This is a genomic window from Gemmobacter aquaticus, assembly GCF_007859075.1.
GTDB lineage: Bacteria > Pseudomonadota > Alphaproteobacteria > Rhodobacterales > Rhodobacteraceae > Gemmobacter > Gemmobacter aquaticus.
In genome coordinates, this window is sequence record NZ_VOAK01000011.1 from 1,120,971 (window position 1) to 1,134,828 (window position 13,858).

13 protein-coding genes are annotated in these 13,858 nt (G+C 61.9%); 5 read left to right on the top strand and 8 right to left on the bottom strand.

What is annotated here, in order from left to right; translation table 11 throughout:
* Positions 1-2: 2 nt before the first annotated feature.
* Together FQU74_RS07615 and FQU74_RS07620 are read right to left on the bottom strand one after the other, a co-directional pair.
* Positions 3-1,301 carry a CAP domain-containing protein gene (locus FQU74_RS07615; RefSeq protein WP_158635553.1) on the bottom strand — a complete coding sequence of 433 codons (1,299 nt, stop codon included), beginning with the start codon at positions 1,299-1,301 and terminating at the stop codon, positions 3-5.
* A 136-nt stretch (positions 1,302-1,437) separates the two neighbouring features.
* Positions 1,438-3,027: a helicase HerA-like domain-containing protein gene (locus tag FQU74_RS07620; protein ID WP_146285799.1), complete on the bottom strand. Its 1,590-nt coding sequence runs from the start codon at positions 3,025-3,027 to the stop codon at positions 1,438-1,440.
* 331 nt (positions 3,028-3,358) lie between these two features.
* Between FQU74_RS07620 and FQU74_RS07625 the strand changes: the two genes are divergently transcribed.
* Positions 3,359-4,003 carry an invasion associated locus B family protein gene (locus FQU74_RS07625; RefSeq protein WP_146285800.1) on the top strand — a complete coding sequence of 215 codons (645 nt, stop codon included), beginning with the start codon at positions 3,359-3,361 and terminating at the stop codon, positions 4,001-4,003.
* Between the two features lie 70 nt (positions 4,004-4,073).
* Here the strand turns inward: FQU74_RS07625 and FQU74_RS07630 are convergent, their stop codons facing one another.
* The 4 genes from FQU74_RS07630 to FQU74_RS07645 are packed head-to-tail and all read right to left on the bottom strand — an operon-like array spanning position 4,074 to position 8,334.
* Positions 4,074-5,285 carry a beta-ketoacyl-[acyl-carrier-protein] synthase family protein gene (locus FQU74_RS07630; RefSeq protein ID WP_146285801.1) on the bottom strand — a complete coding sequence of 404 codons (1,212 nt, stop codon included), beginning with the start codon at positions 5,283-5,285 and terminating at the stop codon, positions 4,074-4,076.
* Positions 5,282-5,551 carry an acyl carrier protein gene (locus FQU74_RS07635; RefSeq protein WP_146285802.1) on the bottom strand — a complete coding sequence of 90 codons (270 nt, stop codon included), beginning with the start codon at positions 5,549-5,551 and terminating at the stop codon, positions 5,282-5,284. Before FQU74_RS07635 ends, FQU74_RS07630 begins: the two co-directional genes overlap by 4 nt.
* A 45-nt stretch (positions 5,552-5,596) precedes the next feature.
* Positions 5,597-6,676, bottom strand: coding sequence for a UDP-3-O-(3-hydroxymyristoyl)glucosamine N-acyltransferase (locus tag FQU74_RS07640; protein WP_146285803.1), 1,080 nt, complete (start codon positions 6,674-6,676; stop codon positions 5,597-5,599).
* Between the two features lie 56 nt (positions 6,677-6,732).
* On the bottom strand, positions 6,733-8,334 hold the full coding sequence (locus FQU74_RS07645) for a L,D-transpeptidase family protein (RefSeq protein WP_146285804.1): 1,602 nt from the start codon (positions 8,332-8,334) through the stop codon (positions 6,733-6,735).
* Positions 8,335-8,662: 328 nt separating this feature from the next.
* Between FQU74_RS07645 and mepK the strand changes: the two genes are divergently transcribed.
* Positions 8,663-9,232: a peptidoglycan L,D-endopeptidase MepK gene (mepK, locus tag FQU74_RS07650; protein ID WP_146285805.1), complete on the top strand. Its 570-nt coding sequence runs from the start codon at positions 8,663-8,665 to the stop codon at positions 9,230-9,232.
* A 60-nt stretch (positions 9,233-9,292) separates the two neighbouring features.
* Here mepK and FQU74_RS07655 read toward each other — a convergent pair whose 3' ends face one another.
* Together FQU74_RS07655 and FQU74_RS07660 are read right to left on the bottom strand one after the other, a co-directional pair.
* On the bottom strand, positions 9,293-10,057 hold the full coding sequence (locus tag FQU74_RS07655; RefSeq protein WP_146285806.1) for an RlmE family RNA methyltransferase: 765 nt from the start codon (positions 10,055-10,057) through the stop codon (positions 9,293-9,295).
* Positions 10,054-11,196 (bottom strand): Ppx/GppA phosphatase family protein, encoded by a 1,143-nt coding sequence (locus FQU74_RS07660; protein WP_146285807.1) that lies wholly within the window; start codon positions 11,194-11,196, stop codon positions 10,054-10,056. The genes FQU74_RS07655 and FQU74_RS07660 overlap by 4 nt, the downstream gene beginning before the upstream one ends.
* A 282-nt stretch (positions 11,197-11,478) precedes the next feature.
* Between FQU74_RS07660 and FQU74_RS07665 the strand changes: the two genes are divergently transcribed.
* The 3 genes from FQU74_RS07665 to FQU74_RS07675 are packed head-to-tail and all read left to right on the top strand — an operon-like array spanning position 11,479 to position 13,734.
* A complete protein-coding gene (locus FQU74_RS07665) occupies positions 11,479-11,775 on the top strand; it encodes a virulence factor (protein WP_146285808.1) in 297 nt (98 codons plus the stop codon).
* 44 nt (positions 11,776-11,819) lie between these two features.
* Entirely contained in the window at positions 11,820-12,743 is a 924-nt protein-coding gene (locus FQU74_RS07670; RefSeq protein WP_146285809.1) for a methylenetetrahydrofolate reductase, read from the top strand.
* Between the two features lie 10 nt (positions 12,744-12,753).
* Positions 12,754-13,734, top strand: a complete 981-nt coding sequence (locus tag FQU74_RS07675) for a methyltetrahydrofolate cobalamin methyltransferase (protein ID WP_146285810.1) — start codon at positions 12,754-12,756, stop codon at positions 13,732-13,734.
* The last annotated feature ends 124 nt before the right edge of the window (positions 13,735-13,858 follow it).

The window sequence follows — 13,858 nt, forward strand, 5'->3', positions numbered from 1 at the left end:
GGTCAGAGAACGTCAATCCGATCAGCCAGGCCGTTGAGCGACCGGACACCCTGCAGGAGCAGCGTATCACCATCGCCAAAATCGAACAGCACGCCGCGTGATGTCACCTCGGCATATCGCGCAATGACTTGCCGGTCGGTCAGCCCGCCACCCCAGAGGGATTCGGAAAGGGCCAACCGATCGCCCTGCCCCATGGTGAAATCGGTGACGATATCGGCGCCAGAGGCATTCTCGAACACGAAGACATCCGCGCCCTTGCCGCCCGACAACTGATCGGCACCGGCATTGCCATTCAGACGATCATTTCCGTCGCTGCCGCCCAAGATATCTGCGCCATCGCCGCCACGAAGCGTGTCGTTGCCTCCAGCGCCAGCCAATGTATCGCTGCCGCCGCCGCCGCTCAGGTCATTCCGGCCGGCTGACCCCGTCAGACGGTTGCCAAGGTCGTTGCCGGTCAGGTCGATCGCGCCGACGCCCAGGGCCTGCAAATGCTTGATCGGGCCCGACAGCAGTTCCACATCGCCAGACACTTTCAGCAGCGCATTGTTGACCACATCGAGCTTTACATTGCCCTTGTCGAGGTCAACCTTGACACGGGTGCCGCCACCGATCTCGACGGTGACCTCTTGGCCCCATTTGGCCTGAAGCGCGTAGCCGCCCGCACTTTGGGTTTTTGCGTCGTCCCCGCCGATGATCTTCATCGAGAGGCCAGAGCGCCCTTCACCGATGGAGTAGAAGTCATCCTTGTCGCGGTCGGTGTAGGCAACGCCGGTCACAAAGGTCCGGGAACCAGAGTAGGCATAGTTCTGCACCCCGACCGAGACATTGTAGCCTTGGTAATTCCCGGTGACCTGCGCGTATCCGATTTCACGCGAGTTCTCGCCAAACATCGCCTCGCGGTGTCCCGAGGTGCTGTGCATCCAACCCGCGTGGTGATTACGGATGGCCGCCTCGAGCGAGCTGGTAATCGATACAAGCGCGATGTTCTCGGCCCAGCCCCAGCCATTGGCAAAGGTGTAACCGGCAACCGCCATCCGATCACCCGGGTCATAATAGCGCGACCCCAACCCGCCCTGATAGTGCGAGAAGGTATCTGCATCGATCATCCACTGACCATGCTGGGTCGCGGCCTTGTCCAGCAGGGCATTGGGCGCGAGAACCTGCTTTGCCTGCGTAGAGATCGAACCTGCACCGATCCCGTCATTCAACCCCATGCCATGACGCCGCGCTTCCCCGGCCGGATCAAGGCGCGCGCGGTTCAACAGTTCAATGGCATATTGTTCGGCGGCGGTGATGGCCATGCAGGGCACCTCTTGCGGTTGCATTGCGCCCTGACATGCACCCGAAAGTTGGACATCGCAGGCCAATTTTCAGGCGACAATGTGACATCGCAAACCCGCGGTCGGTGACCGACCACGGGCCAAAGGCAGTCAGCCGTCAGCGCCGGCCGAATATAGAGCCAAGCACCCCCCGCACAATCGCCTGCCCACTGCGGGTCCCGAGCTGGCGGGCGAAACTTTTCGCGAACGCCTCGGTTACGCTGTCGGATTTGCGCGAGGTGCTGCGCGTTTGGGACGTGGTGCTGCGCGCCTTCCCGCCACCGTCATATCTGCGCGCGTGGTTGAAGTCGTCCGACTGCGCACCTTCCTTGCCGAAAACCTGCTCGGAGAGCTTGCCCGTGTCCGATGATTCGGCACTTTTGGCCGCAGCCTCGGCGCGGGCGCGCAGTTTCTCATAGGCCGACTCACGATCAATCATCGTCTCGTACTTGCCTTTCAGGGGCGATGCCGCAATGACCGCAGTCCGCACGGCCACATCAATCGGCCCGACCTGCGATGAAGGCGGACGGATCAGCGTGCGCTCGACAATGCCGGGCGCGCCCTTCGCCTCGAGGAATGAGGTAACGGCCTCACCCGTCCCCACATCGCGAATCGCGTCCTCGGTATTGAACCGCTCGTTCGGTCGATAGGTCTGCGCCGCCAGCCGCAGCGCCTGCTGGTCCTTGGCGGTAAAGGCGCGCAATGCGTGCTGAACGCGGTTGCCAAGCTGGCCAAGGATGTTCTCGGGCACGTCCTGCGGATTCTGGGTGATGAAATAGACGCCCACACCCTTTGACCGGATCAGGCGTGCGACCTGTTCCACCTTTTGAACCAAGGCCTTGGGCGCGTCATTGAACAGAAGATGCGCCTCGTCAAAGAAGAAGACGAGCTTCGGCTTGTCCGGATCGCCCACCTCGGGCAACTCTTCGAACAGCTCGGACAGAAGCCACAGCAGGAAGGTCGCATAGAGCCTCGGGCTCTGCATCAGCTTGTCGGCGGCAAGGATATTCACGCGTCCCCGACCACTCTCATCGAGCAGCATAAGATCGGCCAACTGCAAGGCGGGCTCCCCAAAGAGTTTGGCCCCGCCCTCATTCTCCAACACCAGCAGGCGGCGCTGGATCGCCCCGATCGACGACGTTGAGACAAGGCCGTAACGCGTTGAAATCGTGTTTGCATTCTCGCCAATGAACACCAGCATCGCCTGCAGGTCTTTCAGGTCGAGTAGCGGCAACCCTTCTTCATCGGCCAGCCGGAAGGCGACGTTCAGAACGCCTTCCTGCGCCTCTGACAGCTCCAGCAGGCGCGACAGCAGCAAGGGCCCCATCTCGGACACCGTGGCCCGAATCGGATGCCCCTGTTCGCCGTAAAGATCCCAAAAGGTAACCGGACAGGCGGCATATTGCAGGTCAAGGCCGATGGTCGCCGCACGCTTTGTGAAGGAATCGTGCAGCTTGCCCTCGGCCGAACCAGCCGCCGCCATGCCGGATACATCACCCTTTACGTCCGACAGGAAAACCGGGACGCCTGCGGCCGAAAATCCTTCAGCCAGGATCTGCAGCGTGATCGTTTTACCCGTGCCGGTCGCCCCGGCGATCAGCCCGTGCCTGTTGCCAAATTTCAGCAAAAGATCCTGCGGCAGACCATAGCCCTCGCCGCCGCCGCCCACGAACACGCTTGCTTGCTCACCGCTCACACCGGCCTCCATTCTTGTCCGAACGGGCCAGAGGATACAGCCTTGGCCCCATTGCGCCAGAGGGCTTTGCGGGTCGACCCTATCCGGAAGATAGCGGTGGACAGGTCCCAAATAGAGGTTGACCTGTGGCCGATCCCGCCGTAGCGTCCGTTGCAATGAAGTCGGCCAGTCCGACAGGGAGCAAGAAGCAACGCTTCAAAGGGCCGGTTCGCCGGCCCTTTTTCCATACGTTACGGCATCTTGGCAAAAAACAGCCTCAGCGCGGTGCAGGTCTGGTTTTCCGGACTGACAGCGCCGACGACGCATGCTAAACGGCGGCATCATCATTTGAGGACTGATCGCAATGCCGATGATTGACGCGACGAAGGCTCTGGTATTGACCCTGTCGCTTGGCCTTTCCGGGGCCGCTTTTGCCCAAGATGCCGCCGCCCCTGCAACGCCTGCGCCTGCGACTACGGAAGCTCCGGCCGCCCCCGCTGCTGCGCCCGCCGCCCCTGCAGCCGAGGCTCAGACCGGGCCGGGTTCGATTTACGTCAAGGAAACGTCCGGTGCATGGGAAGTGCGCTGCATGCGCGTGCCCGAGGGCAACCAGGAGCCGTGCCAGATCTATCAGCTGCTGAAAGATGCCCAAGGTGGTCCAGTGGCCGAGATCGCCGTTTTCCCGATGCCCGAGGCTGAAGAGGCTGTTGCCGGCGCGACCGTGTCGGTCCCGCTTGAAACACTTCTGACCGCACGCCTGACCATCCAGATCGACGAGAACAAGCCGCTCGCCTATTCCTATGATTTCTGCGACCAGATCGCCTGCGTCGCACGCGTCGGATTCTCGGATGCGGATCTGGCTGCCATGAAGAACGGCAAAGAGGCCAAGATCACGATCGTCCCGGCCCGCGCGCCCAACCAGAAAGTCGTTCTGACTGCGTCGCTGGACGGTATCACCAAAGGTTATGACAGCCTGCCGCTTCCGGTTCCGCCGAAGCCGCAGAACTGATCTGCCAGAACAAACGGAAAAAGGCCGCACCGAGGGTGCGGCCTTTTTTCAATGGGATACGGCACTTTCCTTACCTGGGTTGTCGCAGTGCAATCACGGCATTCAGCCCGCCAAAGGCAAAGGCATTGGAGAGAACCGCCGTCACGCGCGCCTCTCTTGCAACGTTCGGCACCACATCCAGCGCACATTCGGGATCTGGCTCTTCATATCCAATCGTCGGGGCGATGACGCCATCGCGGAGCGCCATGATGCAGGCAAGCAGTTCCACCGCGCCAGTTCCGCCGATCAGATGACCATGCATCGACTTGGTTGACGAAATCATCAGGCGGTCCGCATGATGGCCAAAGACATCCGCCACCGCTGCGCATTCGGTCCGGTCGTTCGCTGCCGTACCGGTGCCATGCGCGTTGATATAGCCGATATCCTCGGGGTTCAGGCCCGCATCTCTCAACGCCCCCGCAATGGCCCGCGCCGCCCCTTGTTGCGATGGCATGACAATGTCGCCCGCGTCGGATGTCATGGCAAATCCCACAACCTCGGCCAGGATCTCTGCTCCCCGGCGGGCTGCATGCTCATACTCCTCAAAGACGAACACCGCCGCCCCCTCGCCCTGCACCATACCGTTGCGGGTAAGGCTGAACGGACGGCAGGCGTCCTTGGACATCACTCGCAGCCCCTCCCATGCCTTGATGCCACCGAAGCACAGCATGGATTCCGAGCCACCGGTGACCATCGCGCGACACATGCCCGAGCGGACCATGTGGAACGCCTGCCCCATGGCGTGATTGGACGATGCGCAAGCGGTGGATACGGTAAAGCTGGGGCCCTTGAGGTTGTACTCCATCGAAATATGCGACGCGGCCGCGTTGTTCATCAGCTTTGGCACGACAAAGGGATGGACGCGGTTCTTCCCCTCTTCATAGACCGTGCGATAGTTCTCGTCCCAGGTGTTCACCCCACCTGCGGCGGTTCCGAGCACAACACCGGTGTCATAGCCCAGATGGCCGTCAAAGTTCAGACCCGACTGGCCGATCGCCTCTTTGGCGGCGAGCAATGTGAACTGGGTAAACTTGTCGTAGAGTACGATCTGCTGGCGGTTGAAATGGCTGTCAGGGTTCCAGTTGTGCACCTGACCGCCGATCTGGATAGAGAGCCGGTCGCGGTCGCGGATCTCCAGCGGACCGATCCCGCAACGCCCTTCCCTGAACGCGGCCAGCGTACCCTTCACGTCATGGGCAAGCGCATTGATCGTGCCCGCCCCGGTAATGACGACTCGCTTCATGCAGCCTGCTGCCGTGAAACCAGCGACTCCACCGCCGCGATGATCGCCGCGACAGAGGAGATGTCAAAATCCGACTTGCCCGGCTCGTTCGCATTGAAGGGAACCGAGATGTCAAAGGCCTCTTCAATGGCGAAGATGCTTTCGACAAGGCCCAGACTGTCCAGCCCGAGGTCCTGAAGCGTGTCCTCCATCCGGATGTCCGATACATCCATTACGGCCTGCTCGGCCAGAATGGCGATCACGCGATCTTTGACGGTATGTGTCATGTTCACCTCCTGATCCCGTTCTACCGGGCAGATATGGGCGTCATTTCACAGTTTTGAAACAATTTTCTGAAGCTCGGCAACCGTGGCGGCCAGGCGCGGCAGGCGGCGGAGTGCCTTGTTGATCTCCATCTGCGTTTCCATCTTGACGGCCGGGCTGCCGAGGATCACCCGACCTGCAGGGACATTGGTGAAAATCTTGGTCGATCCGCCTGCAATCACGTCATCGCCGACAAAGATATTGTCGCTGACCCCGCATTGTCCGGCCAGAACGACGCGATTGCCGATCCGGCTGGACCCCGCGACGCCCACCTGTCCGCAGATCAGGCTGTCATTGCCGACCTGCACGTTGTGTCCAAGATGCACGAGGTTGTCGATCTTGGTGCCGTTTCCGATGGTCGTGTCGCGGATCGTTCCCCGGTCAATCGCAGCATTGGCACCCACCTCGACATCATCGCCGATGGTCACCGATCCCAGCGAATGGATGCGGGTCCAGCTTTGCTCGCGAATGGCGTCGCGTGCGCCAAGGGTCTCGCGAATTTCCTCGACGCCGCTTTTTTCAGGCGTGACGAAGGAAAAGCCGTCGCCACCGATAACGCAACCCGGCTGCGCGATGAACCGATCGCCGATCCGCACCCGTGCGCCAATCCGGGCGCCTTGCAGGATCAGCGCATCGGCCCCGATTGCCGCCCCCTCGGCGATGCTGACGTGGCTTGCGATGCGCGCGCGCGGGCCGATGCGGACGCCGCGCCCGATCACGACGAAGGGGGCTATGGCCGCGCCCTCACCCAACTCTGCCGTCGGATCGATGATGGCCATGGGGTGCACACCCGGCGCGATATCGGGGCCCTCGTCCAGCATGCGACTGAGTCCGGCCATGGCAAGGCGCGAACGTGGCGCGAAAAGCGCAGCCTCCAGTCCGAGCGCCTGCCAATCGGCCCCTGGCCACAGCAGAGCCGCCTTCGCCCGGCCCTGTGACAGGCCGCCTGCGTATTTCGGATCCATCGCAAGCGCCAGATCATCCGGCCCGGCCGCCTGCGGCTCAGTCGCGCGCTGGACGATCAGATCCAGATTGCCGGCGCCCTCGGCGCCAAGCGCAAGGGCAATGTCACGAAGTGTATGGGCCATGGCACTCTCCAACGCGGGGCGCGCACGCACATATCGACGCACCCACGCAGAAAGATTTAGCCGTGTTGGCCGCCCGGCACCACCCCGGCATCGATCAGCGCATCATAGATCCGCTCATCGCGGCCATAGATATCACGCCGATAGTTCATGCCGCCCCGCACGTCGGGAAATGCGGTGAAATACACCAGATGAACCGGCACATGCTGTTGCAATTTGACCGCCTGCTCACGGCCACTGTCGAGCGCCTTCTTAAAATCCCCTTCAGGATCAGCGCTTTGCACGGCCAAAAGCGCGTGGGCAAACTCAAACGGTTGACCCAGGCGTATGCAGCCGTGTGAGAAGGCACGCACCTCGCGATCGAACAGCGACTTTGATGGCGTGTCGTGCAGATAGATGTTCCACTGGTTCGGGAACATGAACTTCACAAGTCCGAGTGCATTCGCATCCGAGGGTGGTTGACGCATCGAGAACGGGAAGTTCGCGGCCGTGTACTTGCCAAAATTGATCGACCCTCGGTCGATCACGCGCCCATTGCGGTCCACGATCTTCAGATGCCCGGCTGCATTGGGGTTCTTCTTCAGCAGCGGCAGATATTCCTTCGTCGTGATCGACCGTGGCACCGACCAGCTTGGGTTCACCACCATGTACTCCATCTCGTCGGAGAACTCGGGCGTGCGCTGGTCAGGAACGTCCTTGCCGATCACGGCACGGGTCACGAAGGTTTCCTTCCCGTCATCGATGATGCGGGCCGTGAAATCCGTAAGATTGACCCAGATGTGCCTGCGCCCGCGGTCCATGTTGACCCAGCGTTCGCGCTCCAGCGCGACGATGATCGACTTCAATCGCTCTTCTGGGGCTACGTTGAGCGCGGTGATGGTAATCTCGTCAAGCTTGCCATCGGGATCGAGGCCATGCGCAATCTGAAAGCGCTGAACTGCTTTCTGCACCTCGGCATCATAGTCCTGCGTGGCAGAGAGGCGCAGATACCCCATCGACACCAGACGATCGCGCAAGGCTACCACAGCCGCACCGCTGTCACCCGGCTGCAGCGGAGTGTCTGCCAGTGTTGGCCCCCACCCGCCGGCGGCGATCGTGCCATCAATCCGCAGCTTGGCCTTGATAAGCTGGGCATAGCTGGGCGACGCCGGTGCAAGGGTCGACAGGAACGCGCCCAGGTCATCGCCGGTCAGCCGTTCCAGTGCAAGCTGCGGGTCGATGCGCGGCACCTCGCGCACAATCCCCGCATCAACCTTCTTTGGCTGCAGCACCCCGCCATGCAGATCGTGCACATAGCTCAGATAGGCGCGGGTCATCCGCACCTCCAGCCTGCCGCGGTCGCCTTCGGTCTGCGCCGAACGGAACGCGTCCGTCAACGCGCGCGCATCATAGCGCTGCACGGCCAACCCCTGATCCGACGCATGGGCAATCGCCGACAGAAATGCGTTTCTCCGCTCCGCATCCTGCGGACCGGTCCAGATCGGGGCATAGTTGCGTGCGGCATAAAAGGCCGAGATCACCTCGTCCTGATCCGCTGCTGCAATCGCGACTGACTGCACAAAGGGCGAGACCTGCGCCTGTGCGACCGAGAGGGGCGCCAAAGTTAGCAATGCAGAAAGAACTATCTGGGAAAAGGTGACGGCGGGGAAAGTCGTAGTCATGACAACCTCGGTCGGGAAAACTTCTCCCGACCATTTCGGATTTCTGCAGAGGTGTAAATTCACATCCGGCGAATGCGTGGCGGAAATGCCATGAAAAGGAACAGGTGATGTTACCAATCCGCAACAAGGCGTCAGCAAAGCGATTTTCGTCGGTTCCGGCCTGGGGCTTTCAGCAATTCTTTGCCGATCAGCCGTCCATTTCGCACCTGCGGCAAAATCCACGCTTCTGTTACGATTCGTCCTGTGGCATACAATATCTGCACTTGGGGATAAGTGGCAGTAACCGCAGGTACATGCGGTACTAAGGAAGACTGAGGGACAGGCTTAGATGACCAGCTCTGCGAAGACCAGCTTCACGCGGCGAGGCCTTCTTGGCGCGTTTGCAGCAACTGCTGTTGTTGCCGCTCCAACCTATTCCAACGCATTTGGCCTGCTGCGGGGCGCGGGCGACATTCGCCGCATCCGCATGTACTCGGGTCGGACGGGCGAAAGCATCGACACGATTTACTGGATCGAAGGCAAGTACATCAAGGAAGTGCTGAAGGAGATCACCTACTTCATGCGCGACTGGCGCACCGACGACCAGCACACGATGGACCCACGCAATGTTGACATCATGGCCGCTGCACACCGCCTGATGGACGTCTCGGAACCCTATATGCTTCTGTCGGGCTACCGCAGCCCGGCGACCAACGCGATGCTTCGGTCGAAGTCCGGCGGCGTTGCCAAGAACTCGCTTCACCTGCAAGGGATGGCTGCGGACCTGCGTCTGAAATCGCGCTCTGTCGGCCAGATGGCCCGTGCCGCGGAAACCTGCGCGTCGGGTGGTGTCGGTCGTTATTCGGGCTCGGGTTTCGTACACATGGATTGCGGCCCCGTGCGTCATTGGGGCGGCTGAGGTCGACCCGATCCACGCGATGAAGAACGGGCGCCCTGAGGCGCCCTTTTCTTTTTCGGGCTACTCTTCGTCTGCGTCTTCGTCGGCAGCGGCGATCTGACGGCCACGATACCCCATGGCAACGACGAATTTTTCCGAGCTGTCCGAACGGCTTGCCGGTGGCTTCACATTGGCGACCTTGCGGAAGTTCTTCTTGAGAACAACCTGCATTTCGTTCTCGGCACCGCCTGCCAGCACCTTGGCGACAAAGGTTCCCTCATCTTCCAGCACGTCAAAGGCAAAGGCCAGGGCCGCCTCGATCAAAGCGATGATGCGCAGGTGGTCGGTTCCCTTGTGGCCCGAGGCGGCGGCGGCCATGTCGCTCATGACCACGTCGGCGCGACCGCCGAGCCAAGCCTTCACCTGATCGTCGGCCCCATCGGACAGGAAGTCGAGCTGATGGATCTCGGCCCCCGCGATCGGCTCGACCTCTTGCAAGTCGACACCAAGAACCCGCCCCTGCGGCTTTTTGGGGTTTTCGCCAAGCGCGTTCACACGAGGGACCGCCACCTGGCACCACCCACCCGGAGCGCAGCCAAGATCGACCACGCGCGCGCCAGGTTTCAGAAACCCGTACCGGTCATCCAGTTCCATGATCTTGTAGGCGGCACGTCCACGATACCCCTCTCGCTTGGCGCGCTGGACATAAGGATCGTTCAACTGCCGCTCCAGCCAGAGCGTCGACGAGAGCTTGCGCCCCTTGGCAGTCTTGACCTTGACGCGCAAATCGCGCTGGCCGCGACCGGATGTATTCTTGCCGTCGCCGGATTTGCCAGGTGTTTTCATTTGTAAGGTCCGTCTCCAAGAACGCCATCGGCGCTCATCTGTGCGTATAGAAGCCCCTCGCGCAGGCCACGGTCGGCGACGGACAGCCGGTCCGTCGGCCAGATCCGCATCAACGCCTGAAGGATCGCGGCGCCCGACATGATCAGCGCGTGCCGGTCTCGGCCGATACGCGGATCAGTGCGTCGCCCCTCGGGGCCAAGGGAAAGATAGTCACGAATGACCGTGTCGATCTGATCCGAGGTCATGGAAAGACCATCGACCTTTGTGCGGTCATAGCGGCGCAGACCGAGGAAACTTGCGGCCACTGTCGTGACGGTGCCCGAGGTGCCGATGATCTGAAACCCCTCACGCGGGTTTTCCGAGTTGTAGGGCGAAAAGCTTGCGAGGTTTTCCTCGAAGAACCAGCTCATCAGGGCAAAACGCGCGGCGTCATCCTCGACATCGTTGAACTGGTCCTTCAGCGTGGCGACGCCAAGCGGAACCGAAATCCAGTCGACGACGCGGGCCGAGGGCAGATCATCGCGCGGCGTGAAACCTGCATGCAGCCGCATGATCGCCCGCGACCGATCCTCGGGTGGCACCGCCGAGAGGTCGATCCAGACCAGTTCGGTTGATCCACCGCCGATATCCACCACCAGAAGCTGCTCGGTCCTTCGCGACACAAGCGGCGCGCAAGAGATCACGGCAAGGCGCGCCTCTTCCTCAGGCGCAATGATCTCGACCGTCAGCCCGGTTTCACGGCGGATCTGGCGCATGAAATCGCGCGAATTCCGTGCGCGCCGGCAGGCCTCGGTCGCGACCAGACGCATTCGTGTCACGCCATGCTTTTCGATCTTTTTCTGGCAGATCCGCAAGGCCTGCACTGTTCGCCCCATAGAGGCGCGCGACAGTCGGCCCGAGGCTTCAAGCCCCACGCCAAGCTGGACAGTCTTGGAAAAGCTGTCCACCACCTGAAACTGGCTGCCCTTCGGTTGGGCAATCAGCATCCGGCAACTGTTTGTCCCCAGATCGAGCGCCGCATAGAGATGCGGACCCGGCTGGGCGGATCGAGGGGCCGACGGTTCGACCGCGCGCGCCGGTGTTTCATCGGCTGCGGGCTGCGGGATCGCGTCCTCCCCTCGGGGACGCTCGGGCGCCATGATCGCCCTCCATATGTGGTTACCTCCACGGTAGACGCGATGTGACGTCCGCGCAAGCGCCGATCCCGTGCCCGGGGCGGTGGCGTCGCGGCAGATGAAGAAATCTCATGCTTTTCATGCAGCTTTTTCCGAAACTGGCCCCTCCACCTGTGGCGGAGTTGCCGGTAAAAGAGGCGCGCGGTTACCGCTGTCGCTTGCTGCGCGGGACATGTCGAAAACCGACACCGGATGCGTCGCAGGCGGGCATAGAACGTGTGTCATGAAGATGAGGGGAATCAGCCGATGCCAGAGGTCACAATCGTCTACTGGCGCGACATCCCGGCCCAGGTGATCGTGGGCAAGGGACGGCGGGGCGCAAAGGCGCAACTGTCCGAGCGCTTTGAACAGGCGATCGACCGCTGTGCCATGAAGGTGGGGGCAAAGGATGCCGACGCCTATCTGGCCGAGTGGCGCAAGGCTGCCCCCTTCGAGGCCGAGGGCGAGGCGGAGGAACTGGCGAAAGCCTGGGCCGCCCGGCTTGAGGCTGATTATGACACCGCGCGCCTTAAAGCGCTGATCGATGCCGAGGGCCGGGCCTGACCGCCTTGTCCGACAGCCGCACCCATAGCCTCAGGAGCCGCCTCATGGCGCTGTTCAGTTTCCGCCGCGACACCACCCCTGCCCCGACCGGCGCCCCGGCCGAGGTCGAAGCCTTCCTCAAGGGCTACTCGATGGAGGTGATGCCCCGCACCGCCGAGAAGGTCGAGGATTTCCGCGCGATCCTGCCCAAGGGAACCCGCGTCTACATCGCGCATATCGAAGGCACCCCGATCGAGGACATGGTCGCTACGGCAAAGCGGCTGAACGCAGATGGCTTTCCGGTCATGCCGCACTTCCCCGCGCGCATCATCAAGGACCGCGCCACGCTGGCCGACTGGATCGCCCGCTACAAGGGCGAGGCAGACGTCAAGCAGGCGCTGCTACTGGGCGGCGGCGTGAACACGCCGGCGGGTGAGTTCGACGCTTCGATGCAGCTGATCGAGACTGGCCTCTTTGACGGGTTCGAGCGGCTTCATGTCGCGGGCCACCCCGAAGGCAACAAGGATATCGACAAGGACGGCGGAGACCGCATCGTCATGCAGGCGCTGAAATGGAAGCAGGATTTCGCAAACCGCACCGACGCCAAGATGGCCATCGCGACCCAGTTCTGCTTTGAGGCGCAGCCCGTGATTGACTGGGTGAACCGCATCAATGCTGAAGGCATCCAGATCCCGGTCCATATTGGCGTCGCAGGACCGGCCAAACTGCAGACCATGATCAAGTTCGCCATTGCCTGCGGCGTCGGCCCCTCCTTGCGCGTGCTGCAGAAGCGCGCCATGGACGTGACCAAGCTGCTCCTGCCCTATGAGCCCACCGAATTCGTCACAGATCTGGCCGCCCATAAGGCGAAGAACCCCGGCTTTGGCATTGAATCGGTTCACTTCTTCCCGCTGGGTGGTATCAAGACCAACGCCCAGTGGGCTATCGACAACGGCGGCGCCTCGGGCGTTCCGGCCAATCAAGCATAAGGACCAAAAAATGACCCGGACCGTTCTCGAATCCAAGACCAAGACCGTTGTCATCGGCTTTGACGAGCCCTTCTGCGTCATCGGCGAACGCATCAACCCCACGGGCCGCAAGAAACTGGCGGCCGAGCTGGAGGCGGGCAACTTCGACACCGTAATCAAGGACGCGCTGGAGCAAGTCGCCTGCGGGGCGAATGTCCTTGATGTGAACTCTGGCGCCGTCTTCACCAACAAGATGGCCGAAGACCCGCGCTATGCCGACAACAACTTTGTCGAACCGCCGCTGATGAAGGCACTGATCGAGATCATCCAGCAGACTGTGGACGTGCCGCTTTGCATCGACTCGTCGGTTCCTGCCGCACTGGAAGCCGGTCTCGCCGCCTGCGAGGGTCGTCCGCTTCTGAACTCGGTCACCGGCGAGGAAGAGCGGCTGGAACTGGTTCTGCCGCTGGTCAAGAAATACAACGTGCCGGTCGTCGCGATCTCGAACGACGACACCGGCATCTCGCCCGATCCCGATGTCCGCTTCGCTGTGGCCAAGAAGATCGTCGAACGCGCGGCCGACTTTGGCATCCCGGCGCATGATATCGTGGTCGACCCGCTGGTCATGCCGGTGGGCGCAATGGCCTCGGCCGGCCAGCAGGTCTTCGCCCTCGTCCGCCGTCTGCGCGATGAGCTGGGCGTGAATACCACCTGCGGCGCCTCGAACATCTCGTTCGGCCTGCCGCAGCGCCACGGTATCAACGCAGCCTTCCTGCCGATGGCGATCGGCGCGGGCATGACCAGTGCCATCATGAACCCGGTCCGTCAGGTAGAGATGGAGGCGATCCGCGCCGCCAACTTCCTTATGAACCACGATGCGAATGGCGGCGAATGGATCCGCTTTGCCAAGGTGATCGAGGCTGTTGAAGCCGGCGCGACCTTTGCTGAAGCATCGGCAGCAGCCTCTTCCGCGACCTCGGGCCGTCGTGGCGGTCGTCGCGCCCGCGGCTGATCAGCAGGGCCTGCGCAAGCACCATGCCCCCGCCTTGTCGCAAGGCGGGGGTTTCATCATCTGCCCTGCCAGTGTCGACCTTTACCCGCGATATGACGCCAGCAGACATTGCACCCGCCACCCG